General features: G+C 49.9%; 27 protein-coding genes and 1 riboswitch. Of the genes, 21 read left to right on the top strand and 6 right to left on the bottom strand.

The annotated features are described in order from the left end of the window. Positions 1-91: 91 nt before the first annotated feature. From mbcS to DFR62_RS15115, 8 genes are all read left to right on the top strand, one after another. Entirely contained in the window at positions 92-1,666 is a 1,575-nt protein-coding gene (gene mbcS / locus DFR62_RS15150) for an acyl-CoA synthetase MbcS (RefSeq protein WP_121301143.1), read from the top strand. A 127-nt stretch (positions 1,667-1,793) separates the two neighbouring features. After that, positions 1,794-2,726: an EamA family transporter RarD gene (rarD, locus tag DFR62_RS15145; RefSeq protein ID WP_121301199.1), complete on the top strand. Its 933-nt coding sequence runs from the start codon at positions 1,794-1,796 to the stop codon at positions 2,724-2,726. A 61-nt stretch (positions 2,727-2,787) separates the two neighbouring features. Beyond that, positions 2,788-3,798, top strand: a complete 1,011-nt coding sequence (sppA, locus tag DFR62_RS15140) for a signal peptide peptidase SppA (RefSeq protein ID WP_121301198.1) — start codon at positions 2,788-2,790, stop codon at positions 3,796-3,798. Positions 3,799-3,812: 14 nt separating this feature from the next. Then, positions 3,813-4,382 carry an RDD family protein gene (locus tag DFR62_RS15135; RefSeq protein WP_121301142.1) on the top strand — a complete coding sequence of 190 codons (570 nt, stop codon included), beginning with the start codon at positions 3,813-3,815 and terminating at the stop codon, positions 4,380-4,382. Between the two features lie 36 nt (positions 4,383-4,418). Continuing rightward, positions 4,419-4,925 carry a thiol peroxidase gene (gene tpx, locus DFR62_RS15130; RefSeq protein WP_121301141.1) on the top strand — a complete coding sequence of 169 codons (507 nt, stop codon included), beginning with the start codon at positions 4,419-4,421 and terminating at the stop codon, positions 4,923-4,925. 53 nt (positions 4,926-4,978) lie between these two features. Next, positions 4,979-5,902, top strand: coding sequence for a class I SAM-dependent methyltransferase (locus DFR62_RS15125; protein ID WP_121301140.1), 924 nt, complete (start codon positions 4,979-4,981; stop codon positions 5,900-5,902). A 420-nt stretch (positions 5,903-6,322) separates the two neighbouring features. Continuing rightward, on the top strand, positions 6,323-6,742 hold the full coding sequence (locus DFR62_RS15120; RefSeq protein WP_121301139.1) for a universal stress protein: 420 nt from the start codon (positions 6,323-6,325) through the stop codon (positions 6,740-6,742). Between the two features lie 88 nt (positions 6,743-6,830). Then, the gene (locus tag DFR62_RS15115; protein ID WP_121301138.1) at positions 6,831-7,160 is read left to right on the top strand and encodes a zinc ribbon domain-containing protein YjdM; all 330 of its coding nucleotides are present in this window, start codon (positions 6,831-6,833) and stop codon (positions 7,158-7,160) included. Positions 7,161-7,239: 79 nt separating this feature from the next. On the opposite strand, the gene queE is transcribed toward DFR62_RS15115, so the two are convergent. The 3 genes from queE to queC are packed head-to-tail and all read right to left on the bottom strand — an operon-like array spanning position 7,240 to position 9,025. Then, positions 7,240-7,947, bottom strand: coding sequence for a 7-carboxy-7-deazaguanine synthase QueE (gene queE, locus DFR62_RS15110; protein ID WP_121301137.1), 708 nt, complete (start codon positions 7,945-7,947; stop codon positions 7,240-7,242). Next, a complete protein-coding gene (queD, locus tag DFR62_RS15105) occupies positions 7,944-8,366 on the bottom strand; it encodes a 6-carboxytetrahydropterin synthase QueD (RefSeq protein ID WP_121301136.1) in 423 nt (140 codons plus the stop codon). Before queD ends, queE begins: the two co-directional genes overlap by 4 nt. Continuing rightward, entirely contained in the window at positions 8,363-9,025 is a 663-nt protein-coding gene (queC, locus tag DFR62_RS15100; RefSeq protein WP_121301135.1) for a 7-cyano-7-deazaguanine synthase QueC, read from the bottom strand. The genes queD and queC overlap by 4 nt, the downstream gene beginning before the upstream one ends. 8 nt (positions 9,026-9,033) lie before the next feature. Then, positions 9,034-9,077: riboswitch (PreQ1 riboswitch) on the bottom strand. 105 nt (positions 9,078-9,182) lie between these two features. Here queC and DFR62_RS15095 point away from each other — a divergent pair. Then, positions 9,183-10,121: an NADP-dependent oxidoreductase gene (locus tag DFR62_RS15095; RefSeq protein WP_121301134.1), complete on the top strand. Its 939-nt coding sequence runs from the start codon at positions 9,183-9,185 to the stop codon at positions 10,119-10,121. Between the two features lie 46 nt (positions 10,122-10,167). On the opposite strand, the gene DFR62_RS15090 is transcribed toward DFR62_RS15095, so the two are convergent. Further along, complete coding sequence (locus tag DFR62_RS15090) at positions 10,168-10,668, bottom strand: universal stress protein (RefSeq protein WP_121301133.1); 501 nt, start codon at positions 10,666-10,668, stop codon at positions 10,168-10,170. 298 nt (positions 10,669-10,966) lie between these two features. Between DFR62_RS15090 and ald the strand changes: the two genes are divergently transcribed. Further along, complete coding sequence (gene ald / locus DFR62_RS15085; RefSeq protein WP_121301132.1) at positions 10,967-12,082, top strand: alanine dehydrogenase; 1,116 nt, start codon at positions 10,967-10,969, stop codon at positions 12,080-12,082. A 63-nt stretch (positions 12,083-12,145) separates the two neighbouring features. Here ald and DFR62_RS15080 read toward each other — a convergent pair whose 3' ends face one another. Further along, positions 12,146-13,243 (bottom strand): M24 family metallopeptidase, encoded by a 1,098-nt coding sequence (locus DFR62_RS15080; protein ID WP_121301131.1) that lies wholly within the window; start codon positions 13,241-13,243, stop codon positions 12,146-12,148. A 90-nt stretch (positions 13,244-13,333) separates the two neighbouring features. On the opposite strand from DFR62_RS15080, the gene DFR62_RS15075 reads away from it, so the two are divergent. Further along, positions 13,334-14,014: a metal-dependent hydrolase gene (locus tag DFR62_RS15075; protein WP_121301130.1), complete on the top strand. Its 681-nt coding sequence runs from the start codon at positions 13,334-13,336 to the stop codon at positions 14,012-14,014. A gap of 165 nt (positions 14,015-14,179) precedes the next feature. Beyond that, entirely contained in the window at positions 14,180-15,487 is a 1,308-nt protein-coding gene (locus DFR62_RS15070; RefSeq protein WP_121301129.1) for a DRTGG domain-containing protein, read from the top strand. Positions 15,488-15,564: 77 nt separating this feature from the next. Here DFR62_RS15070 and DFR62_RS15065 read toward each other — a convergent pair whose 3' ends face one another. Next, complete coding sequence (locus DFR62_RS15065; RefSeq protein WP_121301128.1) at positions 15,565-15,864, bottom strand: YtpI family protein; 300 nt, start codon at positions 15,862-15,864, stop codon at positions 15,565-15,567. Positions 15,865-15,957: 93 nt separating this feature from the next. Between DFR62_RS15065 and DFR62_RS15060 the strand changes: the two genes are divergently transcribed. The 9 genes from DFR62_RS15060 to DFR62_RS15020 form a co-directional block, all read left to right on the top strand. Further along, the gene (locus tag DFR62_RS15060; RefSeq protein WP_121301127.1) at positions 15,958-16,899 is read left to right on the top strand and encodes a DHH family phosphoesterase; all 942 of its coding nucleotides are present in this window, start codon (positions 15,958-15,960) and stop codon (positions 16,897-16,899) included. Between the two features lie 17 nt (positions 16,900-16,916). Beyond that, positions 16,917-19,970 carry a DNA polymerase III subunit alpha gene (gene dnaE / locus DFR62_RS15055; protein WP_121301126.1) on the top strand — a complete coding sequence of 1,018 codons (3,054 nt, stop codon included), beginning with the start codon at positions 16,917-16,919 and terminating at the stop codon, positions 19,968-19,970. 161 nt (positions 19,971-20,131) lie between these two features. Beyond that, the gene (locus DFR62_RS15050; RefSeq protein ID WP_121301125.1) at positions 20,132-20,773 is read left to right on the top strand and encodes a FadR/GntR family transcriptional regulator; all 642 of its coding nucleotides are present in this window, start codon (positions 20,132-20,134) and stop codon (positions 20,771-20,773) included. After that, a complete protein-coding gene (gene accD / locus DFR62_RS15045; protein ID WP_121301124.1) occupies positions 20,764-21,636 on the top strand; it encodes an acetyl-CoA carboxylase, carboxyltransferase subunit beta in 873 nt (290 codons plus the stop codon). The genes DFR62_RS15050 and accD overlap by 10 nt, the downstream gene beginning before the upstream one ends. Then, on the top strand, positions 21,629-22,594 hold the full coding sequence (gene accA / locus DFR62_RS15040; protein ID WP_121301123.1) for an acetyl-CoA carboxylase carboxyl transferase subunit alpha: 966 nt from the start codon (positions 21,629-21,631) through the stop codon (positions 22,592-22,594). Before accD ends, accA begins: the two co-directional genes overlap by 8 nt. A gap of 140 nt (positions 22,595-22,734) precedes the next feature. After that, positions 22,735-23,694 (top strand): 6-phosphofructokinase, encoded by a 960-nt coding sequence (gene pfkA, locus DFR62_RS15035; protein WP_121301122.1) that lies wholly within the window; start codon positions 22,735-22,737, stop codon positions 23,692-23,694. 22 nt (positions 23,695-23,716) lie between these two features. Beyond that, complete coding sequence (pyk, locus tag DFR62_RS15030) at positions 23,717-25,474, top strand: pyruvate kinase (RefSeq protein ID WP_121301121.1); 1,758 nt, start codon at positions 23,717-23,719, stop codon at positions 25,472-25,474. A gap of 28 nt (positions 25,475-25,502) precedes the next feature. Then, positions 25,503-25,889 (top strand): FxsA family protein, encoded by a 387-nt coding sequence (locus tag DFR62_RS15025; RefSeq protein ID WP_058381084.1) that lies wholly within the window; start codon positions 25,503-25,505, stop codon positions 25,887-25,889. A gap of 187 nt (positions 25,890-26,076) precedes the next feature. Beyond that, positions 26,077-26,234: citrate/2-methylcitrate synthase (locus tag DFR62_RS15020; RefSeq protein ID WP_279633947.1), on the top strand; the 158-nt coding region annotated here is incomplete at its 3' end.

Raw genomic sequence — 26,234 nt, 5'->3', positions numbered from 1 at the left:
CTGCGTTTTAAATAATTATTTTGAATAATTAAATATCTATTGTATAATAATATAAGAATAATATTAGTTCATTGGCAAAGGGGAGATTGGAATGAAACGCGAACAATTGCTGGCACCTGAAAACTATAATTTGGTGGAAGAATTCGAACGCTTTGCGACTGGGGACGGGCGCAAAGCGATCATTTGGGAAAATGAGCAAGGGGAAAAGAAGGAACTTACATATGACGAATTAATTCAACAAGCAAACCGTGCAGCGAACAGCTTCGAGAAAGCTGGCCTAAAAAAAGGCGATGTCGTATTGGTCATGGTGCCTCGCCTCGTCGAAGCCTATGTAGTTTACACTGGGGCATTGAAAGCAGGGCTCGTCGTCATTCCAAGTTCTGAAATGCTGCGGGCGAAAGACATCTCTTACCGGCTGAATCATAGCGAAGCCAAAGCGGTCATCGCGTATGAACCGTTTCTGGGCCAATTCGAGGGAGTCGCCGAAATGGATGGGCTGACGAATTTCGTCATCGGCCAAGGATCGGATTCCTGGATTTCATTGACGGACGAAATGGCTTTAGCTTCTGATCGTTACGAAGCGGCACCGACCAAGAATGACGATATGGCGTTTCTCTCCTACACATCGGGGACGACCGGCAATCCTAAAGGCGTTGTCCATAGCCATGGCTGGGCGTATGCACATTTGCGCACCTCTGCAGAGCATTGGCTCGGGGCAAAAACAGGGGATCTGGTCTGGGCGACGGCGAGCCCGGGCTGGCAAAAATGGATCTGGAGCCCGTTCCTCGCGACACTTGGAAGCGGGGCGACGGCATTTGTCTACAACGGCAAATTCGACCCGGCAGTATACTTGGAGTTGCTGGAACAGCGGAAAATCAATGTGCTGTGCTGCACGCCGACAGAATACCGCTTGATGGCGAAGCAAAAAGATTTGGCGAAATACGATTTAAGCGCGCTTCACAGTGCCGTGTCAGCCGGCGAACCCTTGAATGCTGAAGTGATCGATGTGTTCCGGAAGCATTTCGAGTTGGATGTACGCGACGGCTATGGGCAGACCGAGAACACCTTGCTTGTCGGCACGATGAAAGGCACAGAGGGGCGCACAGGTTCGATGGGCAAACCGACACCAGGCAACCGGGTGGAAATCATCGACGATAACGGCGAGCCTTGTGCAGTTGGAGAAGTCGGGGATATCGCTGTGCATGTCGAGACGCCGGCGCTGTTCAAGGAATATTTCAAAGACGCCGAGCGGACGCAAATGCAGTTCCGCGGTGATTATTATGTAACGGGCGACAAAGCGTCGAAAGACGAAGACGGCTTTTTCTGGTTTGAAGGGCGCGGCGATGACATCATCATTTCTTCAGGCTACACAATCGGGCCATTCGAAGTGGAAGATGCGCTCGTCAAGCATCCCGCCGTACAGGAATGCGCCGTCGTCGGTTCACCGGATGAAATCCGCGGGACGATCGTGAAAGCGTTCGTCGTCTTGACTCAAGGACATGAGGGCGGAGAAGAGCTCGTCAAGGAACTCCAGAACTACGTTAAGGAATTGACGGCGCCGTATAAATATCCGCGCGCGGTCGAGTTCCGCAGCGAGTTGCCGAAAACCGCATCCGGCAAGATCCGCCGCGTCGAACTGCGGCAAGCTGAAAACGCAAAAAAATAATAATTTAGCCAAAAGCCTCCGCTCATACCGGGGGCTTTTGCTGTATTTACTTTCCAATAGGGCAGGCATATAATGGGTCTATTATTTCGTGAATAAAAATATTTTAAGAATGGTGCGCGATGCGAAGATGACTGAAGAGAAAAAAGGAACATTGCTGACGATTTTAACTTATACGATTTGGGGATTTCTCCCGATATTCTGGAAACAAGTCGACCATGTGCCCGCTGATGAATTATTGGCCGGCCGTATTTTCTGGGCGTTTTGGCTGACGCTTGGCTTTATCGTGCTGACAGGAGGCGGCAAGCGGTTCGTGGAAGATATCAAGTCTTTATGGAAGTCGAAGAAAACCTTCTTCCTGCTCATGCTCGCTTCGTTTCTCATTTCGGCTAACTGGTTCTTCTATATTTATGCCGTGACCAACGACCGGATCGTCGAAACGAGCCTCGGCTATTACATCAATCCGCTGATTTCCGTGCTGCTCGGCTCGTTCTTTCTAAAGGAAAAGCTGTCGCCGGCGGTAAAAATTGCGTTCGTGCTTGCGGCAATAGGCGTCTCGGTGATCACGATTTCCTATGGGACGCTGCCTTGGCTGGCACTCGGCATGGCGTTCAGTTTTGCGTTCTACGGATTGATCAAGAAGACCATCCAATTGAATGCGTTAAGAGGCCTTGCAATCGAGACACTGTTCGTGCTGCCGTTTGCGACCGCCTACTATGTCTATTTGTTTTCGATCGACCGTGCGGCATTCCTGCATAGCGGCGTGTCGACCGACTTGCTCGTCATCCTTAGCGGCTTTTTGACTGCTTTGCCGCTTCTGTTGTTTGCCATGGGGGCGCCGCTCATTCCTTTATACATGATCGGCTTCCTTCAATACATTGCCCCGAGCTTGATGTTGTTGATCGGCGTCTTCCTTTATGGGGAGAAATTCGGCTTAATATCGGTCATTTCCTTCTCGTTTATCTGGAGTGCTTTGATCTTGTTCACGGGATCGAAAATTGTGGAGGCGAGGCGGACAAGGAAGAACCGCCATTTAGTTGGTGCCGAATTTAGCGGAAAGTGAAACATTTTGAATGCTACTGCGTATAGTTAAATGGAATACTTAAGGAGGGAACTGAAACATGATGAACACAAAACGATGGATTGCCTTGCTGGCCGCTGCTGCTTTGCTGGTGATATCTCTAGTCATTAACTCGGCTTTTTCAGTGCTGCAATCGGATTTCACTTCAGGCTTTGACGATTGGACAGGCATGGAACAGACGGCTTTAAGCGAACAAGTGGTGGAGTCAGGCGATACGTCCAACCGGATTGCCGTATTGAATGTGGACGGGGCGATCCAAGATACAGGGGAGTCTTCCGTATTTGCCGCTGCTGGCTATAACCATGATTTGTTCATGGAGCAATTGCAGGCTGTTAAGGAAGACAGCAGCGTCAAAGGCGTTGTGCTGCAAGTCAACTCCCCAGGTGGAGGGGTCGTTGAGTCCGCTCAGATCCACGATAAGATAAAGGAGATTCAGGAGGAAACCGGCAAGCCGCTGTACGTTTCGATGGGTGCCATGGCTGCATCAGGCGGTTATTATATTGCCGCGCCAGCTGAAAAAATCTTCGTCAGCGAAGAAACCTTGACAGGATCGATCGGCGTTATCATGCAAAGTGTCAATTATGGCGAATTGGCAGAACGCTACGGCGTGGATTTTGTCACCATCAAATCGGGGCCATACAAAGACATCCTGAGCCCGACACGTGAAATGACAGAAGAAGAACGTGCGCTTTTACAAGACATGCTCGACAGTTCATATGAAGAATTTGTCGATGTTATCGAAGAAGGGCGCGATATGACCGAAGCGGAAGTGAAGGAATACGCGGACGGGCGCATCATGAACGGCCGCCAAGCAGTTGAAGCGAACCTTGCGGACGACTTCGGCTTTGCAGAAGATGTCATCCAGGCGATGCGCGATGATTTCGATCTAGCCGATGCCGAAGTTTTCGAGTACGGTGCAGGAGATGACTGGTCCTCACTTTTCGCGATGAAGGCAGGCTCATTTTTCGGCATGGACATGGAAACGAAGTTCATCTCGGATATGCTGTCCCAAAACAGCGGGCCGCGCATGATGTATCTATACGGTGAAAACTAAGGAGGTGGAGAAGCATGACTGATCACGTCAACAATGATGGGGCGGAGCGAGCGGCTGCAACTCCGCCGGTCCGGCCGGAAAACGATCAGATTCTTTTTTATGAACGCAAGCCGGCTGGTTTCTGGATGCGCTTCTGGGCGTATTTGATCGATGTCCTGGTTATTTCGGCAGTTTCTTCTATTTTGATCCGCCCGTTGTTTGCGCTCTTCGGGTGGGAAACGGCTGAAACGGCATGGTACGCGCCTTATGCGATTTTGACAGCGATTGTCTTTTACGGTTATTTTGTCTTAATGACCAAATTTTTCGCGCAGACGGTCGGCAAGATGATTTTCGGCCTGCGTGTTGTTTCACTGAAAACGGATCGTTTATCCTGGTCGACTTTATTGTTCCGCGAATGGATCGGACGCTTTATTTCAGTAACAATTTTGCCTTTGTATTGGATTGTCGGCTTTACGCCATTGAAACAAGGTGTACATGATTTTATCGCGGATACGACCGTTGTTCACGAGGAATCCTACCGCAAACAGCAGATGGCGAGGAAGCGTTTGGAAGGGTCTCGGTTGCAAGAGAGTGAAAGCATTTAGTATGATAAAGGTAATCTGAAAGGGAGGCGTTGCAATTTGGTACAAATCACATTCAAGCAAAACCCTGTAACATTGCCAGGCAATGAAGTGAAAGTGGGCGATGAGGCACCGGATTTCACGGCGCTATCGAATAGCCTTGAACCGAAGACCTTACACGATTTCAAAGGCAAAGTGCTTTTGGTCAGTGTCGTTCCATCACTCGATACAGGAGTATGTTCCGATCAGACAAAACGCTTCAGCGATGAAGCGGCATCACTCGGAGAAGACGTCGAAGTGCTGACGGTTTCCTGCGACTTGCCATTCGCGCAGAAGCGCTGGACAGAAATTAACGGTGTAGACTCGATCACGACATTGTCTGACCATCGTGACCTTTCGTTCGGTGAAGCGTATGGATTGACGATGCAGGAATTGCGTTTGTTGGCACGTTCCATTTTCGTAGTCGACACAGACGGAAAAGTTGCATATGTGGAATACGTGGCAGAAGGCACCGATCACCCTGATTACGACAAAGCACTCGAAGCAGTTAAAGAGCTGACAAACTAATACCAGGAAACCCACTCTTGCCGAGTGGGTTTCCTTATTGAGGACGGAGATTTATGAATTCATCGATGGAAAGCATTTTTACGGCGATTGACAATGAAACGGTATCGATCCAAAAACAGGAAGAAAATTCCTATTTGGAAAGTTTGCTTACGACGACCGAGCGCTGGCTGGACGGGCAATTGACTATCGCACAAGACGCAACGAAAGAAGATATGCGAAAAGCGATCCAGCTGTCGATTTTGAAAGGCATGAAAGAGCATGTCCAGCCACATCACCAGATGACGCCGGATGCTCTCGGCTTGCTGATTGGCTACTTGGTAGAGCTATTCGTCAAGGAACAACAAGCGACTGTCCTGGATCCAGCTGCGGGCACGGGCAATCTGCTGTTTACGGTAATGAATTATTTGGATGGCCGCATGAGCGGAACAGCTGTCGAACTGGATGACCTGTTGATCCGCCTTGCTTCGAATATCGGTAATTTGATCGAGCAGCCAGTGACCTTTTATCTGCAGGATGCCCTGCAGCCGCTGCTGATCGATCCAGTCGATTGCGTCGTTTCCGATTTGCCGGTCGGTTATTATCCGGATGAAGCAACTGCCTCGAATTATGAACTAAAAGCGGAAGAAGGCATGTCCTATGCCCATCACCTATTCATTGAGCAGTCCTTGAAGCATACGAAAGAAGGCGGCTATTTGTTCTTTGTCATTCCCCGGAACATCTTCGAGTCGCCGCTTGCCGGGCAATTGCACAGCTTCCTGAAACAGCAGGCCCACATCCAGGCGGTGATGGAACTGCCGGAGAACATCTTCAAAAATACCCAGCACGCAAAAGCCATCTTGGTTTTGCAGAAGAAAAAGGATGGCCTGAAAGCACCGAAAGAAGTGCTTCTTGCGCGTGTCCCGAATATGTCGAAGCCGGAAACGATGGCGAAATTCTTCACACAAGTCAACGGATGGTTCAAAGAAAATAAATCATGATACAAGCCGGCCCTATCTGGATTGGGCCGGTTTTTTATCATGTTGTACAGAAATTCAGCAACCGTATTTTCCGAAGCTTATCGCTCGCTTTCCGTGGGGCGGGAATCGAGCCTCCTCGTCACTGCGTTCCTGCGGGGTCTCTCAAACCCGCTAATCCCACAGGCAAGATAAGGTCGAACTACGTGAGACATTATCTTTGCGAAGTAATGCGCAGCATTATTGAGCAGAAGGTTTTACGAGCAAACGCTTCTCCAAATACTCAGGTAGGACAATGTGCTTTGAATGTATAAAAGCTAATCCCTTTTTAATTCATTGGGTACCATAGATTTCTTCAGCACTCTTAAAAAGGCAGGAACTTTGGGGGAAATGGCGAATAGCGTAAAGAGGCAAGAGAACGACCAGTTTGAAAGGAGTGGGAGTATGTATCAGCAAATCTTATTGGCAGTAGATGGTTCGGAAAACTCCATCCGCGCAGCCAAGGAAGCGGTAAAGATTGCCAGCCTAGTAGAAGGGGCGGAAGTGACAGTTGTCTATGTTTCCGATTACAAGGAAGATGAGAATGAAGTAATCCACGACGCTTCGGCGATGGAATTCGATTTGGCGAGACGGAAAAAGATCCAGCCAGTAACCGAAATGCTTGATAGGGAGAAAATATTCCATCATATCGAAGTGCTGCACGGCATTCCGGGACCTGCTATCGTTCAGATGACGAAAGATAAGCAATACAACCTGCTTGTCATCGGAAGCCGGGGTCTGTCGCCAATCCGTGAAGTGATGCTCGGCAGCGTCAGCCACAAAGTTGTCAATCATGCAGAATGCCCCGTCTTGGTGGTCAGATAAAGACCGCCCCATGCGCTTCGGTGATTTGGTATACTAAGTACATCTGTCGGTGTTTTAAGCATCGTGAAATATAGGAGATGAGAAGTAAATGATGGAGTTGCCAAATTGCCCGAAATGCGGTTCTGAGTATACGTATGAAGATGCGGGAATGGCGGTCTGCCCGGAATGTGCCCATGAATGGAACCCGGCTGAACAACCGCAAGAAGAAGTAGTGCGCGATGCCGTCGGAAACATTTTGCAGGATGGGGACGCTGTTACGGTCATCAAGGATTTGAAAGTGAAAGGCAGTTCCAATCCCTTGAAAATCGGCACAAAAGTCAAAAGCATCCGACTTGTGGACGGAGACCATAATATTGATTGCAAAATCGATGGCTTCGGCGCGATGCAGTTGAAATCGCAGTTTGTGAAAAAAGCCTGATCCTTTAAGTATTAAGTGCATCAACATAAAAACCGGCATTCCCCGATTATTGGCGGAATGCCGGTTTTGTTATTGCAATTTATACGCCACGCTTATTGCCCCATAACAATGTATGGAGCTGCGGCAGCACTTTTGCGTCATTGAGAGGGGCGGAAACCAAATGCCTGTCGATTAGCCATTGATAGCGCCCAAGCAGATGCTGGACCAGTTTCTCATCTTCGGTCGTCTGCGTGTCGTCATTGCCGACTTGCAAAAAGAATGGGAATGACGGATAGCGCAGGTGGAGCTGTTCCGCGAAAAAGAAATCCGCTTCATCGAAAACGACGACTTTCAGGCTGGCTTGAGATGACGATAGCCTGCCGAGCATCGCATCGAGCTGGGAATAGTCCAGAATCATGCCAGAACTCGGCGGCTTTGGGGAGACGGTGACTTCATCGATTTCCAAGAGCCAGTCCTGCCAGATGCTGCCTTGCGTTTCGACAGCTGTGCGCCAACCTTTTTCTTGGCATAATGCGACCAGTTCCGCGATGCCTTTATGAAGTGCCGGGTTGCCTCCGGAGATGGTGACGTGAGAAAAGGTGTCTTTACCAAGCGCCTCGAGCTGTCGGACAATGTCATCTGCGGTCATCGCAGTACTTTTTCCGGTGCCGTCCCAAGTGAATTTGGAATCGCACCACGAACAGGAATAATCGCAGCCAGCGGTCCGGACGAACATCGTCTTCTGGCCCATGACCATGCCTTCGCCTTGGATCGTCGGGCCGAATACTTCCATTACAGGAATCTTCATGAAGACACCTCTTTTGGCCGGTAAATGACATAGCTTGTCGGGGTTTCCCGGACGATGACTTGGATGCATTTCGGCTGGTTGTCTGAGCGGTCGAGCGTGTCTTGGGTCAGCTTGTGTATTTGCTGGGCGAGCTGCTCGGTCGTCGGGAAAGTCTCTGTGAATTCCGGGTGGTCATTCAAAACACTGTGGTCATAGCGTTTATGGATCAAGTCTTTTAATTGCTTGAAGTCGATAAGAAAACCGGTGCTGTTCAAGTGGTCGCCGGCAATCGTGATATTTAAATGGTAAGTATGACCATGCATTTTCGCGCATTTTCCGGCATCATCGGCCGGGATATAATGCGCCGCGGAAAAATGCATGTCTTTATTTAATTCAAAGCTATAGGGATGCTGAACGGAAGGGTAGAATTGTTGCATCAAAATTTCGCACCTTCTTTTTTGGAAAGGTAGGTCTGCAAGCCTTGGTTGCGCAGCACACAAGACGGGCAAGTTCCGCAGCCCGCTGCCGGAATGCCGTGGTAGCAGGTCAAGGTTTCGGTCTGGACGAACTCGAATGCGCCAAGCTCGTCGGACAATTCCCAGACGCCTGCCTTGTCGAGCCACATGAGCGGCGTATGGATGACGAATTGCTTGTCCATCGATAAGTTGAGCGTGACATTGAGCGACCGGATAAAGGTATCCCGGCAGTCTGGATAACCGCTGAAATCCGTCTCGCTGACACCGGTCACGAGGTGGCGTGCGCCGAATGCATCGGCGTAAATCGCCGCAAAAGACAGGAACAATAAATTGCGTCCGGGAACGAATGTGGAAGGCGGCCCGTCCTTTTGCTCTTCGACTTCAATCGAATCGCGCGTCAAGGCATTGGCGGATAATTGATTGATCAGCCCCATGTCGAGCACTTGCAATGTTACGCCGAGCGTTTCTGCAATGCGTTTTGCATGGTCGATTTCCTGCGCATGGCGCTGGCCATAATCGAAAGTGACGGCGAGTACTTCGCTGAATTGTTCCAGCGCCCAAAATAGGCAAGTGGTACTGTCTTGGCCGCCGCTGAAGACAACGACTGCTTTTTCATTTTTCATTTAAATACAGCTCCTTAGTTTTTTAGAGAGGGAGTTTGCGAACCTCTTTTATGAAACAGTTACCATAATAGCATAATTAGGCAAGTTCCTGTGATTTTTCAGGTGTAGCAAAATGGTGTCAGGGTATACAGGTGGTAAAAGGGAGGAGTGGGTGCAGATGAAAGCGATTGTCATTGACCAGTACGGAGGAAAAGAGCAACTGAAAGAACGAGAAGTGGAAACGCCAGCCATTTCAGCGCATCAAGTGTTGGTGGAAGTTCACGCAACTTCAGTCAACCCGATTGATTGGAAGCTGAGGGAAGGCTATTTGAAAGAAATGCTGCCATGGGAATTCCCGATCATTCTCGGATGGGATGTTGCAGGAGTCGTCAAAGAAGTAGGCGATGAGGTCAAGCATTATCATCCAGGCGACCGGGTTTTTGCGCGTCCGGATACTACACGTCAAGGGACGTATGCAGAATTCGTCCCGGTTGATGAAAATCTGCTGGCGCGCATGCCAGAAAGCATGAGTTTTGAAGAAGGCGCAGCGATTCCATTGACTGGGCTAACTGCATGGCAATGCCTGGTGGAGATCGGGCATATCAAGAAAGGCGATAAAGTGCTGATTCATGCAGGTGCTGGCGGTGTCGGAAGCATGGCGATCCAGATCGCCAATAGCATCGGCTGTTATGTAGCGACAACAGCGAGCGATAAAAATGACGAACTCGTCACTTCTCTCGGCGCGAACCGTGTCATCGATTACCGCGAAGAGGATTTCTCGGAAGTGCTGGAGGATTTTGATTTTGTATTGGATACGATGGGCGGCGAAACGCTCGAAAAAAGTTACGGCGTATTGAAGCGCGGCGGCAGGCTTGTCAGCATAGCCGGACAGCCCGATGAAGAGCAAGCGGAGAAGCTCGGCATCGACGTCAGCAGTTTCTGGCTTGAGCCAAACGGCCAGCAATTGAAGAAATTGGGCGATTTGTTCGTCAGCGGCGAAGTGAAGCCGGAAGTCGGCCACCTCTATCCGTTGACGGAAGAAGGCGTCCGGGAAGCGCATGAATTAAGTGAATCCCATCATGCCAGAGGGAAAATCGTTATTCAAGTGAAAAAATGATCATAGTAAAAGCACGCGGCAATGATGCCGCGTGCTTTTGTGTTCGTTATTCAGGTTTGCCGGAACGTTCTTCCGAATAATAATCGTCTGGTGCATCGCTTTGTGCTTCGTCTGTACGGACAACAAGCACGTCGCATTTAGCTGAGCGGACGATATGCTCGGACACGCTGCCGATGAGGAAACGTTCGACTGCATTCAAACCGGTCGCGCCACAGATGATTAAGTCGGCTTCGACTCGTTCCGCAAGCTCACGGGGAATCATCGTTTTAGGAGAACCGTAGTCGACCACGATATTGACCTTTTCAACACCGCCGGCTTCGGCTTCTTTTTTATAGTCCCCAAGTAAGTCTTCAGCGAATTTCTGTGCACGGTCAGCAATTGAACGGTCATAAGCTTCGATTGCAGCGAATGAGCGGGTATCGATCACGTTCACCAAATTCAACGTCGCGTGGTTCCGTGTTGCGATACCGATGGACTTTTTAAAAGCCCATTCCGCTTCTTTCGATCCATCCACAGCTACCATGATTTGATTATACTTTAATGTCATCTGTACATTCCTCCTTTGTCTATACTGTAACTTTCGAGGGATAGGCAAATTGTTCCTTCTTTAAGATTGAAATTTATTGATTTATTTGTGATTTCTTTTTCGTTCATTATTTTGAAATATCTTTCATTCTTCTTGCAAACCGGATTATGCAGCGTTTTGACATAGCAAAAATTATCTTCTGCAAAGACAAATTAATAGAGCAATATCAAAGAGAATCTGTTAGAATGGATGTGGTTTCAAATACTGATAGTTTGGTTCATTTTATTATTTCAGACACTATATAATGGAGGGTTTCGTAATGCGTATTGGGGTACCTACAGAAGTTAAGAACAATGAAAACCGCGTGGCAATGACGCCAGCGGGAGTAGTGAACTTGGCACTTTTCGGCCATGAAGTTTTCATCCAATCCGGTGCAGGGCTTGGGTCGGGTTTTACGGATGCCGATTATGAAGCAGCCGGCGCTGTCATCGTCGCCGATGCTGACCAAGCGTGGGCACAGGACATGGTCATGAAAGTCAAAGAGCCAGTAGCTAGCGAGTACAAGCATTTCCGTGAAGGCCAAGTGCTTTTCACTTACTTGCATTTAGCGCCGGAAGTGGACTTGACGAATGCATTGCTCAAGTCGAAAGTGACGGGCGTGGCTTATGAAACGGTCCAACTTCCAAATAACTCCTTGCCGCTCCTTACGCCGATGAGCGAAGTCGCCGGCCGCATGTCAACACAGATCGGTGCGCAGTTCCTTGAGAAAATCCACGGCGGCGGGGGCATCCTGCTCGGCGGCATCCCTGGCGTTTCACGCGGTAAAGTGACGATTGTCGGCGGTGGTGTCGCTGGAACGAACGCTGCGAAAGTGGCGATCGGGATGGGCGCTGATGTAACGATCCTTGACTTGAACCCTGAACGCTTGCGCCAACTGGACGACTTGTTCGGCAAAGATGTGCAAACTTTGGTTTCTAATCCGCTTAACATTGCGCAATCGGTTAAAAATTCGGATCTGGTCATCGGAGCGGTATTGATTCCGGGAGCGAAAGCACCGAAATTGATCACTGAAGACATGATCAAATCGATGAAGCCGGGTTCTGTCGTAGTGGATATTGCGATTGATCAAGGCGGCATCTTCGAGACAAGCGACCGCATCACCACTCACGATGCACCGACTTATGTAAAACATGACGTTGTTCATTATGCCGTTGCGAATATGCCGGGTGCAGTTCCGCGCACATCGACAATCGGCTTGACGAATGTAACGGTCCCTTACGCAGTGCAAATCGCCAATAAAGGACTTAAGCAAGCAGTCCTCGACAACGAAGCATTGAAAAAAGGCGTCAACACGATGGATGGTCATGTTACGTATAAAGCCGTAGCTGACGATCAAGGCCTTGAATACAAATCAGTCGATGAATTGCTGCAATAATAATGCAAAAGAGCTGTCCCAGAAAAATCCTCTAGATGGATTTTCGGGACAGCTCTTTTTTCATTAACGGTTGATGATTGTCAATTCTTTCGGGTATTTGGTCAGCACTTCGTAGCCGTCTTCGGTGACGACCAGGTCATCTTCGATGCGCACGCCGACTTGGTCCGTGACATAAATGCCGGGTTCGATCGTAAACACCATGCCCGCCTCAAGCGGCATATCGTTGCCTCCGTGGATCGACGGGAATTCGTGGACAGAAATCCCAAGGCCGTGGCCGAGGCGGTGCGTGAAATAGTCCCCGTAGCCTGCGTCTTCAATGGTCTTGCGGGCAATCCCGTCAAGCTCAGCCGCTGTAATGCCAGGTCGCACCGCATCAAGTGCCGCTTGTTCAGCGCGTTTGACGATATCGTATACTTCTTTCGCTTGTTCGCTCGGTTCACCGAAAGCCAGTGTGCGGGTGATGTCCGAGCAATAACCCTCATAAATGACGCCCAGGTCCATTAGCACGAGATCGCCGCGTTCAATTTTGCGTTGCCCTGTTTTGCCGTGTGGAGAGGCTGCTTTTGGCCCTGTCAGCACGGTGGTGTCGAACGACATGTGGGTAATGCCGCGTTTTTTCAATGCATTTTCGATTTCGGTCATCAGCTCGATTTCCGTCATGCCTTCTTGCATCACGTCAGCTGCGACTTCGATGGCGTAATCCGCAAGTGAGGCAGCGTGGCGCAAGATGTCGAGTTCGGCTTCATCCTTAATGACGCGCATGGCATTCATCTGGGCATCGATCGACTGAATTTCTGGCGACTGGAAATAATGGTTGACCGCGTCATAACGCTCGACGTTCATATGGACTTTCTCGATAGCGATGCGCTCCATTTGCTGATCGCGTTTGGCTGCCGTTTCGTATAATACTTGCATCGCGTCTTGTGTATCGGCATGCCCCGCAATTTCACCCGTCCAGCCCGCCGCTTTTGCATCAGGCGCTTCCATTGCCGGACAGATGAGAAACGGTTCTGCCTCAGCAAACACCATGACGGCGAGCAAGCGCTCTTTCGGGTCGCTGTTAAAGCCGGTTAAATAGAAAACATTGTGCGGGTCGGTAATGAGCGCCGCATCGAGTTGCTGCTGTTTCAAAAAACTTTGCAAATTGGTCAATTTGTTCATATGTATTCCTCCCCTTCATGTGTAGCATATCAAAAATCAGGGTATAAAACAGCAGAAAGCAAGGAGCCAAAACTCTATTGGAGGGATATCATGAAAATCTCATATCACGGTCATTCGGTTGTGAAAATTCAAACCGGTGGCAAAACGATACTCATCGATCCATTCATTACCGGAAACGAATTGACGGATCTGACGGCAAGTGAGGAAAAGCCGGACGCAATTCTGCTGACGCATGCGCATAACGACCATGTCGGCGATACAGTGGACATAGCAAAATCAAGCGGAGCGGTCGTCGTGGCGCCGGTCGAACTGGCGAATTACCTGAGCGGGCAAGGCTTGGATGCAGTCGGCATGAACCTTGGGGGCGCCAAAGAGTTCGAGTTCGGTAAAGTGAAATTCACGAAAGCGTTCCATAGCTCGTCCTATACGGCAGAAGACGGTGAAGTCATCTACGGCGGCATGCCAGCTGGGATTCTCTTTGAAGCGGAAGGAAAGACGGTGTATCATGCTGGGGATACCGAAGTGTTCGGCGATATGGAAATCATCGGCAAGCGCCACTCGATTGACTTGGCGTTCGTCCCGATTGGCGATTTCTTCACGATGGGCCCCGAAGATGCAGCTTACGCCGTAGAACTCATTAATCCGAAGACGGCGGTGCCAATCCACTACAACACCTTCCCGCCGATCAAGCAGGACCCGGAACAATTCAAGCAGGCTGTCAAGCAGGCGGAAGTCAAGATCATGGAGCCTGGAGACAGCATCGATTTATAAATTCCTTTAACAGAAAACAGGCAAGGGAGGACAACAATCCCCCTTGCTTGTTTTTTTATTGCCTAGAGCCAATCCCTGCTTTTAAAGGCTGCCGCCGGATTGTCGACTTCCATTCGGATTATGATAAACTAAGGGATAGAGGATAGCAGAAAGATTGGTGAAATAATGGCTACGAAACACGAACAGATTTTGGATTATATCGAGACTTTGGCTGTTGGGGAGAAAATCTCCGTTCGCCGGATTGCCAAGGAGCTTCAAGTATCAGAAGGCACCGCTTACCGGGCCATAAAAGAAGCGGAAAACAAGCGGCTGGTCTCGACGATCGAACGGGTCGGCACCATCCGCATCGAGCGCAAGAAAAAAGAGAACATCGAACGTCTGACGTACGCGGAAATCGTTAAAGTCGTCGACGGCCAAGTGCTCGGCGGGCGGGCTGGGCTCCATAAATCACTAAACAAATTCGTCATCGGGGCGATGCAGCTCGAGGATATGATGCGTTATACGGAAGCAGGCAATTTACTGATTGTCGGAAACCGCTACAAAGCCCATGAATATGCCCTTCAAGCAGGGGCAGCGGTGCTCGTGACAGGAGGTTTCGATGCTTCTGAGCAAGTAAAAAAGCTGGCCGATGAATTGGAATTGCCTGTCATTTCCACCAGCTACGATACCTTTACGGTAGCGACGATGATCAACCGGGCGATTTACGACCAATTGATCAAAAAAGAGATCCTGCTCATTGAAGACATTTTGATCCCGCTGGAAAATACGCATTTCTTGCATGTCAAAGATCCAATCCGCCGCTATAACGAACTGAACAATGAAACGACGCATGGCGGATTTCCAGTCGTCGACAGCAACGGTAGGCTGGTCGGGATCGTCACTTCGCGGGATGTCATTGGCGCAGCGGATACGGAAACGATCGATAAAGTGATGACTAAAGACCCCATCACCGTGTCGCTCCAGACGAGCGTCGCAGCAGCAGGGCACCGGATGATCTGGGAAGGTATCGACTTGCTGCCGATCACCGACGACCATCATAATTTGATGGGCATCATCAGCCGGCAGGATGTGTTGAAAGCAATCCAAACAGCACAACGCCAGCCACAACAAGGGGAAACCATCGACGACATCATCAAAAGCCAATTGAATCTGGTGCAGGAAGACGAGCTCAGCCTGGAATTCCGTGTCACTCCCCAAATGACCAATGCGTATGGCTCGCTGTCATACGGAGCTTACACGATGGTGCTGACAGAAGCAGCGGCGACGGCACTCAAGACAAAAAACCGCAAAGACAGCGTACTGGAAAACATTACCGTCTATTTCCTGAAACCGGTGCAGTTGGACGCAGCATTGCTTATTCGGCCGACAATCCTGGACATTAGCCGCAAATCAGCGAAAGTCGATGTCGAAGTGTTGTACGAACAGCAAGTGATCGGCAAAGCGATGCTGACCTTCCAATTGCTCGACCGTTAATGAGCATTGCCTTGACAGGGTAGAAGAGGCCTCTGCATTAATCAAAAAAACAACCTCTCCGCAAGGGAGGGGCTGTTTTATGGGTTAAGGCGTGTTTCTTCATCGAGAAATGCTTGGTAATGGCGGTTCGCCTTGAAATTATGGACGATCAGCGCCAAGCCAAGAACGATAAAGATGCCGGCAATGATATAAGTAACGACAGTTTGAAAAATGAACAGCTGGTTGATGCCGAAAAAGGTGATAAAGCTGCCAAGTGCAATCTGCGCACGGCTGGCATACCAGTTTTTGCGCACCGGCAGTCGTGTACGAATCTGTTTCGTTTTATAGTATAAATAGAATACAGCAGAAATGATAATCAAAAATACGAATATGAGCATGGGGAACCTCCTGTTATGCAAATCTATTTCCATTGTAATGGGGATGATCAGAAAATGCGAATGGATTTCCCTGTCCACTGGAGGATTGAAGTAATGTATAGTCAAATCATCGACACAATTAAACAATTCGATACGATCATCATCCACCGCCATGTGCGTCCGGACCCGGATGCATACGGATCCCAAATCGGCCTGAAATACATATTGAGCCACAACTACCCAAACAAGCGCGTGCTTGCGGCAGGGGAGCACGATTACACGATGGATTTTCTCGATTTTCCCGATATGGTCGAAGATGCTGATTTCGAAGGCGCATTGGTCATCGTGACGGATACCGCAAATACCGACCGAATCGACGACCAGCGCTATCACAGCGGGGCGAAATTGGTGAAAATCGACCACCATCCGAACGATGACGATTATGGGGATATTTGCCAAGTTGATACGAAAGCCAGTTCATCTTCTGAAATGATTTTTGAACTGTTTACCTATGGGCAAGCGGATGAAGGTTGGACCATGCCCGATGCCGGTGCCAGACTGCTCTATGCAGGAATCATTGGGGATACGGGGCGCTTCCTATTCCCGAGCACAACACAAAAAACCTTCGACGTGGCGGGCGAACTGATCAAATATAATTTTGACCGCAACGAGCTCCATAACGGCATGTACGAGATGGACCGCAAATTGCTTCATTTACAAGGATATATGTACCAAAATTTCCAAATAGACGAAAACGGCGCAGCTTTTGTGAAAATCACACAGGACATTTTGGCGAAATTCGATGTGACCCCGACAGATACGTCTTTGCTGGTCGGTTCACTAGGCAATGTCAAAGGCATCAAAGCTTGGGTCATTTTAATAGAAGAAGATACTGAAATACGTGTCCGCCTGCGTTCCAAAGGGCCGGTCATCAATACGCTCGCAAAAGAATTCGGGGGCGGCGGGCATCCGATGGCATCTGGCGCAGTCGCTTATTCGTGGGATGAGGCGGACCGCGTCATCCTTCGCCTGGAGGAAATTTGCGCGAAGGCATAAGGAAAGAAGGTGTTAGAATGGTCTACCCGCATATCGTAACGGCGGCTGATCCGCTGCAAAGCACGATTCGCCTCGAAGAACTGTTCACAGTTCTCGCCGAACAAGGCGCTGATGCAGCAGCCTTAGTAAATTCCAAATTATACGGGGTCCTGCCATTTTGGGACGCCTGCAAAAAGGCCGGCGTCCACGGGGTGCTCGGCCTTTCCGTGCCCGTCGACTTTGACGGCACCGCGCTTCCTGTGGTGCTCTATGCGCAGAACAACACCGGCTACCAGATGTTATTGAAACTGACGAGTGCCTTATCGACTCGTGATGTGGAAGCCATCCCTCAAAAATGGCTGGCAGCTTATCAGGAAGGCCTGGTATGCGTGATTCCTGACAATGCGGCGTGGGTGCTGACAGACCGCAGCGAAGCGCTCGGAATGCTGTCAGGGTTATTCGGCGAGCGCTTATTAGCCAGCATCGAGCGGCCTGGCGGAACTGTACAGGAGACTGAAGAAGCATTTATCGATTTCTGCTCGACATTCAACCTCAAATTCATGGCGAGCCATGAATGCCGTTACGTGAAGCAAGAAGATGCGTTTGCCTATGAAGTGGCGAGGTCAATCGGGGGCGGCTTCAAGTTAAGCGACCCTGAACGCCCGAAGCCTGAACATTCAGCGGCATTCGTGCCGACGCAAGCACAATTATCGGAGTGGTTTTCAGATCATCCTGAATGGCTGGAACAAAGCCGTGCGCTGCTGATGAATTGTCGTGTCACCATCCCATTGAACCGCCAATTGCTGCCGAAATATCCTGTGAAGCAAGGCAGTGATAAAAACGAGCTCATCCGCACGCTTTGCTTGAAGGGGCTGGAAGAACGCGTCGGCAAATTGGCACAAAGCTATTCGGATAGGCTCGATTACGAACTTGGCATCATTTCGACTATGGGCTATATCGATTATTTCCTCATCGTTTCCAATTTCATGGCTTATGCAAGAAACAGGGGCATCCTGACCGGCCCGGGCCGTGGATCCTCTGCCGGTTCGCTCGTGGCCTTCGCGCTGCGCATTACGGATGTCGACCCACTCGCCCATGGATTGCTATTCGAGCGCTTCCTGAATCCGGAGCGCGTCACCTTGCCGGATATCGATATTGACTTCGCGGATCACCGCCGCCATGAAGTCGTCGAATACGTCGCGAAAAAATACGGTGCCTTACAGACTGCACAAATCATCACATTCGGCACTTTATCCACAAAAGCGGTCGCGAGAGACACGGCGAGGGTATTCGGTTTTGAAGCCGAAGAGCTCGACAAGATCTCCAAACTCATCCCGAGCCGGCCGGGCATCACTTTGCGCGAAGCGCTCCGTGAATCGAAAGCGCTGGAGGATTGGATCATCGGCAATGAAACCCGTGAACGCTGGTTCAAGACGGCGTTGAAGCTGGAAGGACTGCCACGGAATTCGTCAATTCACGCAGCAGGCGTCATTTTGAGCCCAGGCCCGTTAGTGGATTATGTCCCAATCGAAAAAGGCAATGATGACATTTTCATTACCCAATGGCCGATGCAGGAACTTGAAGCGATTGGCTTATTGAAAATGGACTTTCTCGGATTGCGAAATTTGACGATTCTGGAAAACATGGCACATATGCTGAAACACGACCGGCAAGTGACGATTGATTACCGAAGTTTGAAGCTCGACGATAAAGAAACTTACCGTTTATTGGCGAAGGGCGATACAGCGGGGATTTTCCAGCTGGAGTCGCCAGGCATGCGGCGCGCGTTGATGCTCATCAAACCGAGCGCATTCGGCGATATTGTCGCGGTCAATGCCTTGTACCGCCCAGGCCCGATGGAATTCATCCCACTTTACGCACGCCGTAAGCACGGCGAAGAGGCGGTGTCCTATATCCATCCAGTGCTGGAGCCGATTTTATCGGAAACGTACGGTGTCATCGTCTACCAGGAGCAGATCATGAAAATCGCCGCCGAAATGGCGGGCTTCAGCTTAGGCGAGGCTGATCTATTGCGCCGTGCGGTGAGCAAAAAAAACCGCCAGATCCTTGATGAAGAGCGAGAGCATTTCGTCGGCGGCGCCACCGCAAAAGGCTATACCGCAAAAGAAGCGGGAGACGTCTATGACCTGATTGTGCGTTTTGCCGATTACGGGTTCCCGAAAAGCCACGCAGTCGCCTACAGTATGATTTCCTATCAACTGGCTTATATGAAAGCCCATTATCCCGTGCAATTCTATGCCGCGCTGTTATCGAACAGCCAAGGGAATAATGAGAAAACGGCACAGTTCATGCGTGAAATGAAAGAACGCGGAATCCAGCTCGCCGCCCCGTGCATCGCGAAGAGCCGCTACGGCTTTTCATCGGAAGAACAACAGGTGCGCACGGGGCTAAGCGCTGTGAAAGGCGTCCCCGGCACGGCCGTTAAAGCCATTCTCGCGGCGAGAAAGGACGGCGCTTTCCAAAGCCTGTTCAATATCGCGGAACGGATATCGGCGGTTCATTTCACCCGCAAGGCTTTCGAGCCGCTTATCAAAGCGGGGGCACTGGACGTGCTCGGAAAAGACCGTGCCGTGCTGCTCGCGTCGCTTGATAGTGCGATCAAGCACGCGGAACTGGTCAAGCCGACTGAAGACCCGGGCTTGTTCGATGACATGGGATCCAGCTTCATGAAACCGAAGTACACCAAAGCTGAACCGATGCCGGACGGGCTCAAGCTCGATTTTGAAAAAGAAGCACTCGGCTTTTATTTGAGCACGCACCCTGTCGAACGGGAAAAAGAGCAGCGCAACAAAGCCTACACTGCGCTCAATGACCTGCCGAAGAAAAAAGACCGCGAGCGCGTGGAAGTGCTTGGGCTGGTCGAAGACGTGCGGCGCATCCGCACGAAAAAAGGCGATGCGATGGCGTTTGTCACCTTGCAGGATGAAACCGGCGTCGCATCGGTGACACTGTTTCCGAAAGAGTATGCGCAATACAACGAAATGCTCGATAAAGACGCCTTGCTCGAAATTCAAGGAACCGCTGAAACCCGCCAAGGCAAGACGACCATCATCTGCAAAACCATTGTGTGAAAGAACAAAATGAGCCGCATTCATATAAGAGAATCGATAACGGACTGCATTTCTTAAAAAGAAATGCAGTTTTTTCTTTACGGCAGCCGAAATTTTTTGTAAGGTATAGAAAGATTAGTGGTCAGACCACTTTCAAAAAAATGGAAACAAAAGGAGTTTTCATGAATCAGCCTAAACGCTATTTAAATATTGTAAGTGAAATGCGGGACATGATTCGGGAACAGAATATTCGACCGGGCGACCGGATCCCTTCCGAACGAGAGTTGGCTGAAAAGTTGGCGGTCGGCCGTTCGACGATTCGCGAGGCCCTCCGCAGCCTGGAGTTGCTGGGGCTTATCGAAACCCGTCGAGGGGAAGGGACATTTTTAGCCGATCCAAGAAAACACCGCCTCGTAGAATTGCTGGCGACCTTTATATTGCAGGACACAAAAACCCTGGAAGATGTGCGGGAAACAATGTGCATACACGAAACCGCGGCAATCCAGGCAATCTGCGCAAGCGATGCCTCGAAATTGCCGGTATGGGAAAGTTTACGCGAGCGGCTGGATGGGCATGAATTCATAAGGGAAGACTTTGTCCGCGAATTGATGGTGCTGTCCGGCAACCGCCTTTCGCTAAAAATTTGGTTCTTATTAAAGCAATACGGGGGCAACCCTTATGACGGCGAAGTAATGCCGGAAGAGAGACCCTTGCTGAAAAACATCCTGCATGCAATCGAGCAGCAGGATGCCGAAACGGCCATCCGGGATTTTAAAGCCTGGAGCAGCGTCTTAATCAAAGGAGAGAATGCACAATGGCAATGATACGCGATATATTCAAGCGAAAACGAGATGAAAAAGAAGCGACCATCCCTTCTAAAGCGGCAAAAGACGTGCCGGAAGGCTTGATGACGAAATGCCCGAACTGCAAGCACATCACCTTGACGAAGGAATTGGAGAATTTGGGCAAAGTATGCCCGAAATGCGACCATCATTTCAAGATGACGGCCCGCGAACGAATCGTATACCTATTAGATGATTCAAGCTTCGATTCGGTAGACGATCATTTGAAATCCGAAAACCCGTTGAATTTCCCGGGATACAGCGAAAAAGTCCAAGCCGACAGTGAAAAAACTGGCTTGAACGAAGCTGTTCTCACAGGGACCGGTTCGCTCAAAGGACAGCAAGTGGTCGTTGCCGTAATGGATTCGCATTTCCGCATGGGCTCGATGGGCTCAGTGGTCGGCGAGAAAATCACGCGTGCTGTCGAATTGGCAACTAAATTGAAAGTGCCGTTTTTGATCTTTACAGCTAGCGGTGGAGCGCGCATGCAAGAAGGCGTGTTGTCGCTCATGCAAATGGCGAAAACAAGTGTCGCCTTAAAACGCCATTCGAATGAAGGTTTGTTGTTCGTATCAATTTTGACACATCCGACGACTGGCGGCGTATCTGCTAGCTTTGCTTCTGTTGGTGACATCAACCTGGCGGAACCAAAAGCTTTAATCGGCTTTGCGGGGCGTCGCGTCATCGAACAGACCGTGCGCGAGAAATTGCCGGAAGACTTCCAGACGGCAGAATTTTTGCTTGACCATGGCCAGCTCGATGCGGTCGTGCATCGCTCTAAAATGCGCGAGACGCTGTCGACTATTGTGCAATTGCACGTGAAAGGAGCTGGATCCGATGCCTAAAAAGAAAATGAAAACGATGGCGTTTGAAGAACCTTTGATTGAATTGAGAAAAAAGATTTCCGAGTTGAAGGAATACACCAAAACGGCGGATGTCGATCTCAGTTCCGAAATCACTTCTTTGGAAGAGCGTTTTGCCAAACTCGAGGAAGAAATCTATGAGAACATGAAACCGTGGGACCGCGTTCAAGTGGCGCGCCATCCGGAACGCCCGACGACTTTGGATTATTTGCCGCTCGTCTTCAAGGATTTCATCGAACTGCACGGGGACCGTGTCTACGGGGATGATGAAGCGATCATCGGCGGCATCGGGAGTTTTGAAGGGCAGCCGGTGACGATCATCGGCCATCAGCGCGGCAAGGACACAAAAGAAAACGTCCGCCGCAATTTCGGCATGCCGCATCCTGAAGGTTACCGGAAAGCATTGCGTTTGATGAAACAGGCGGAAAAATTCGGCCGCCCGGTCATTTGCCTAATCGATACAAAAGGCGCTTATCCGGGAAGAGCTGCAGAAGAACGCGGGCAAAGCGAAGCGATCGCCCGTAACCTCGTGGAGATGGCCGGTCTTGAAGTACCGGTGCTGTCGATCGTCATCGGCGAGGGCGGAAGCGGCGGGGCGCTCGCGCTTGGCGTCGGCAATCAGATCCTGATGCTTGAAAACTCGACATTCTCGGTCATTTCGCCTGAAGGAGCGGCTTCGATTCTATGGAAAGATGCGGCACTTGCGAAAACCGCAGCGGAAGCCATGAAAATCACTGCGCCTGACCTTTTGGAGATGGGCATCATCGAGCATATGATTCCCGAAGTACGCGGCGGCGCTCATCACGACACCGCCCGCCAGGCACAATTGATCAGCGGCGCCATCCGCTATTCATTGAAGGAATTGGAAGGTTTGAGCGCAGAGCAGTTGATTTCGCAGCGCTATGAGAAATTCAGGGCAATCGGTGTTTTCACGGAATAAAAATCAGGCCGCGTAAAGCGGTCTTTTTGTTTTTCGGAATTCAATAAAAAACGCATGCTAAACAGGAGTTATGGACTGACAGCACAGGCCCTGCGTGGTAAGGTGAATAAAGTAAAAAGGAAGTGCAGGAGGCGGTTTTGGTGAAGAAAATTGGAGTGTTGACAAGTGGCGGCGATTCGCCGGGGATGAATGCAGCAGTACGCGCAGTCGTCCGGAAAGGCATTTACCATGGCATCGAAGTGGCTGGCGTCTATTATGGCTACCAAGGCTTGATTGAAGGCAATATTAAAGACTTGCAAGCAGGAGATGTCGGCGATATCATCCAGCGTGGTGGCACGAAGCTTTATTCTGCTCGTTGTGACGAATTCCGGACAGATGAAGGGCAATGGAAAGCAATTGAACAGATGAAGAAAAATGGCCTTGAAGGTTTAGTGGTCATCGGAGGAGACGGTTCATACCGCGGAGCGATGGCGTTAACCAAAAAAGGTTTTCCAAGTATCGGGGTTCCGGGAACGATCGATAACGATATCCCCGGGACGGATTATACAATCGGTTTTGACACGGCATTGAATACCGTCATCGAAGCGATCGATAAGATCCGCGACACGGCGACAAGCCATGAGCGGACATTCATCATTGAAGTGATGGGTAGAGACGCAGGCGATCTTGCTTTATGGGCTGGGCTTGCCGGCGGTGCCGAAACCATCCTCATTCCTGAAGACCCGTTTGACATCGACGATATGCTGGAACGGCTCGAAAGCGGACGCAAGCGCGGCAAGAAACACAGCATCATCATCGTCGCAGAAGGCGTTATGAGCGGCGGGGAGCTGGCTGAGCTGATTTCGGGCAAGACGAATGTAGAAACGCGCGTTTCGGTTCTTGGCCATATTCAGCGCGGTGGTACGCCGACTGCCCGCGACCGTGTGCTCGGCAGCCTATTCGGCGCACGTGCAGTAGAAGTGCTGCTCGAAGGAAAAGGGGGCCTGGCGATTGGCATGAAAAATCATCAGGTGGTAGACTATGATATGACAACGGCGTTCGAAAAAGAGCACGATGCCGATATGAGTTTGTACAAGCTTTCTAAAGAACTATCAATTTAAACAGTTAATTGGAGTGAGTCTATTGAGAAAAACGAAAATCGTCTGCACAATCGGGCCGGCAAGTGAATCACCGGAAGTATTAGAACAATTGATGAAAGCGGGCATGAACGTTGCCCGCCTGAACTTCTCGCACGGCGACCACGAAGAGCATGCTTTGCGCATCAAGCGCATCCGCGAAGCTTCAGAGAAGACCGGCATCACAGTAGGGATTCTTTTGGATACAAAAGGCCCGGAAATCAGAACTCATAAAATGGAAAACGATTCCATCGAACTTGAAACAAACCAAGAAATTACGATTTCCATGACAGAAGTGCTGGGCACGAAAGAGATGTTTTCGATCACTTATGAAAAATTGATTGAAGATGTACATGAAGGCTCGATGATTTTGCTAGATGATGGCCTGATCGAGTTGCGCGTTACAAGCATCGATAAAGAACGCGGCCAGATTCATACGATCGTTGAAAATGCCGGTACATTGAAAACGAAAAAAGGCGTTAACGTTCCAGGAGTCTCCGTACAATTGCCAGGAATCACTGAAAAAGACGCGGCCGATCTTCTATTCGGCATTGAACAGGATGTCGACTTTGTCGCTGCATCATTTGTCCGCAGACGTTCGGATGTTATGGAAATCCGTAGCTTACTGGAAAAAAATGGCGGTTCCCATATCCAAATCATTCCGAAGATCGAAAACCAGGAAGGCGTCGACAACTTGGATGAAATCCTTACGGTGTCCGATGGTTTAATGGTTGCACGCGGTGACCTCGGAGTGGAAATTCCAGCGGAAGAAGTGCCGATCGTGCAAAAATCGATGATCGATAAATGCAATAGCGCAGGGAAGCCGGTTATCACGGCGACCCAAATGCTGGATTCCATGCAGCGCAACCCGCGCCCGACTCGCGCAGAAGCAAGCGATGTAGCGAACGCCATTTTTGACGGCACAGATGCTATCATGCTATCAGGTGAAACGGCAGCAGGGCTTTATCCGGTAGAATCAGTCGAAACGATGCATCGCATTGCGGAGACAACGGAAGCTGCGCTTAACCATAAGCAAATCGTTTCCAACCGCCGCAAAGAAAAAGAATCGAATATGACCGAAGCGATCGGCCAAGCGGTTGCTTACACAGCGCTTAACTTGCGCGTGCAGGCAATTTTGGCGCCGACCGAGAGCGGCCACACGGCTAAAATGATTTCCAAATATCGTCCAGGTTCGCCGGTCATTGCAGTAACATCTACGGCACGAACTGCGCGCAAACTGACTTTGATCTGGGGCGTCCAGCCGATTGTCGGTACACGCGTTGAGTCGACAGATGAAATGCTCGATGTCGCAGTAGTAGAAGCGCTTAAGCACGGCTTGATCAAGCACGGCGACCTGGTTATCATCACAGCGGGAGTGCCAGTTGGTGAAGCAGGAACAACAAACTTGATGAAGCTGCGCGTTATCGGTGACATCTTGGCTAAAGGGCAAGGCATCGGCAAGAGCGTCGGCTTCGGTGAAGCAGTGTTGGTGCGCAATGCTGAAGAAGCATTGGCAATGGATACCGAAGGCAAAATCATCGTCACTTACGGTACCGACCGAGACATGATGGATGCCATCAATAATTGCGCAGGAATCGTGACAGAAGAAGGCGGTTTGACAAGCCACGCTGCAGTAGTGGGGTTAAGCCTTGGAATTCCTGTGATCGTCGGTGTCAAAGATGCAGTGACGAAAGTGGAATCAGGCCAAGACATCACGATCGATGCAGATGCAGGCGTTATTTATCATGGGCATGCAAGCGTATAAGTAAAGAAAGTATGGAGGTCGATTGACTATGATGAAGTGGATCTTTCTGGCATTGGTGATCGTACCGACCCTTGAGCTTGCGATTTTGATCTGGGCAGGCGGGCAGATTGGATTCTTCTGGACACTCGCCTTGATTGTGGCGACTGGATTGCTCGGTGCTTTCTTGGCAAAACGCCAAGGGCTGAAAGCGATCCGTGATATCCAATCGAGCATGAACCAGATGCAGCCGCCGGGCGACCGCCTGATTGGCGCAGCCTTTATCCTAGTCGGCGGCACATTGCTGCTGACGCCTGGATTTATTTCAGATGCAGTCGGGTTCAGCTTATTATTCACCCCGACGCAAAAGCTTTACAAGCCTCTCGTTTATCGGATGCTTCAGAAGAAGATGAAAAATACCCGGATTATCGTAGGATAATTCCGGGTTCATTCATCATCAGGCAATCGTTTTAAATTTTACCAAGCGTTTTCATTCACAAATTGTACAAAGTTGATTATAATGACTAGGTAAGTCCATTTACGGAAAAAGTGCATGAAAGCAGATGGCTCATTATTCTGTCTTTTTTTTTGGAATGATGAAGTAGAATGTAGAAGGAGAGATTTACATGACATCATCAAAAGGTTTAGAAGGTGTAGTCGCAACTCAATCGGCGATCAGCTCGATCATCGATGACACACTTACATACGTCGGCTACAATATCGACGATCTGGCGGACAACGCCAGCTTCGAAGAAGTGATTTACCTGCTTTGGCACCAACGTTT

The organism is Planococcus citreus, assembly GCF_003664125.1.
Taxonomy (GTDB): Bacteria; Bacillota; Bacilli; order Bacillales_A; family Planococcaceae; genus Planococcus; species Planococcus citreus.
The sequence above is the reverse complement of the archived record's forward strand: the minus strand, read 5'-3'. Positions and strand labels throughout refer to the sequence as shown.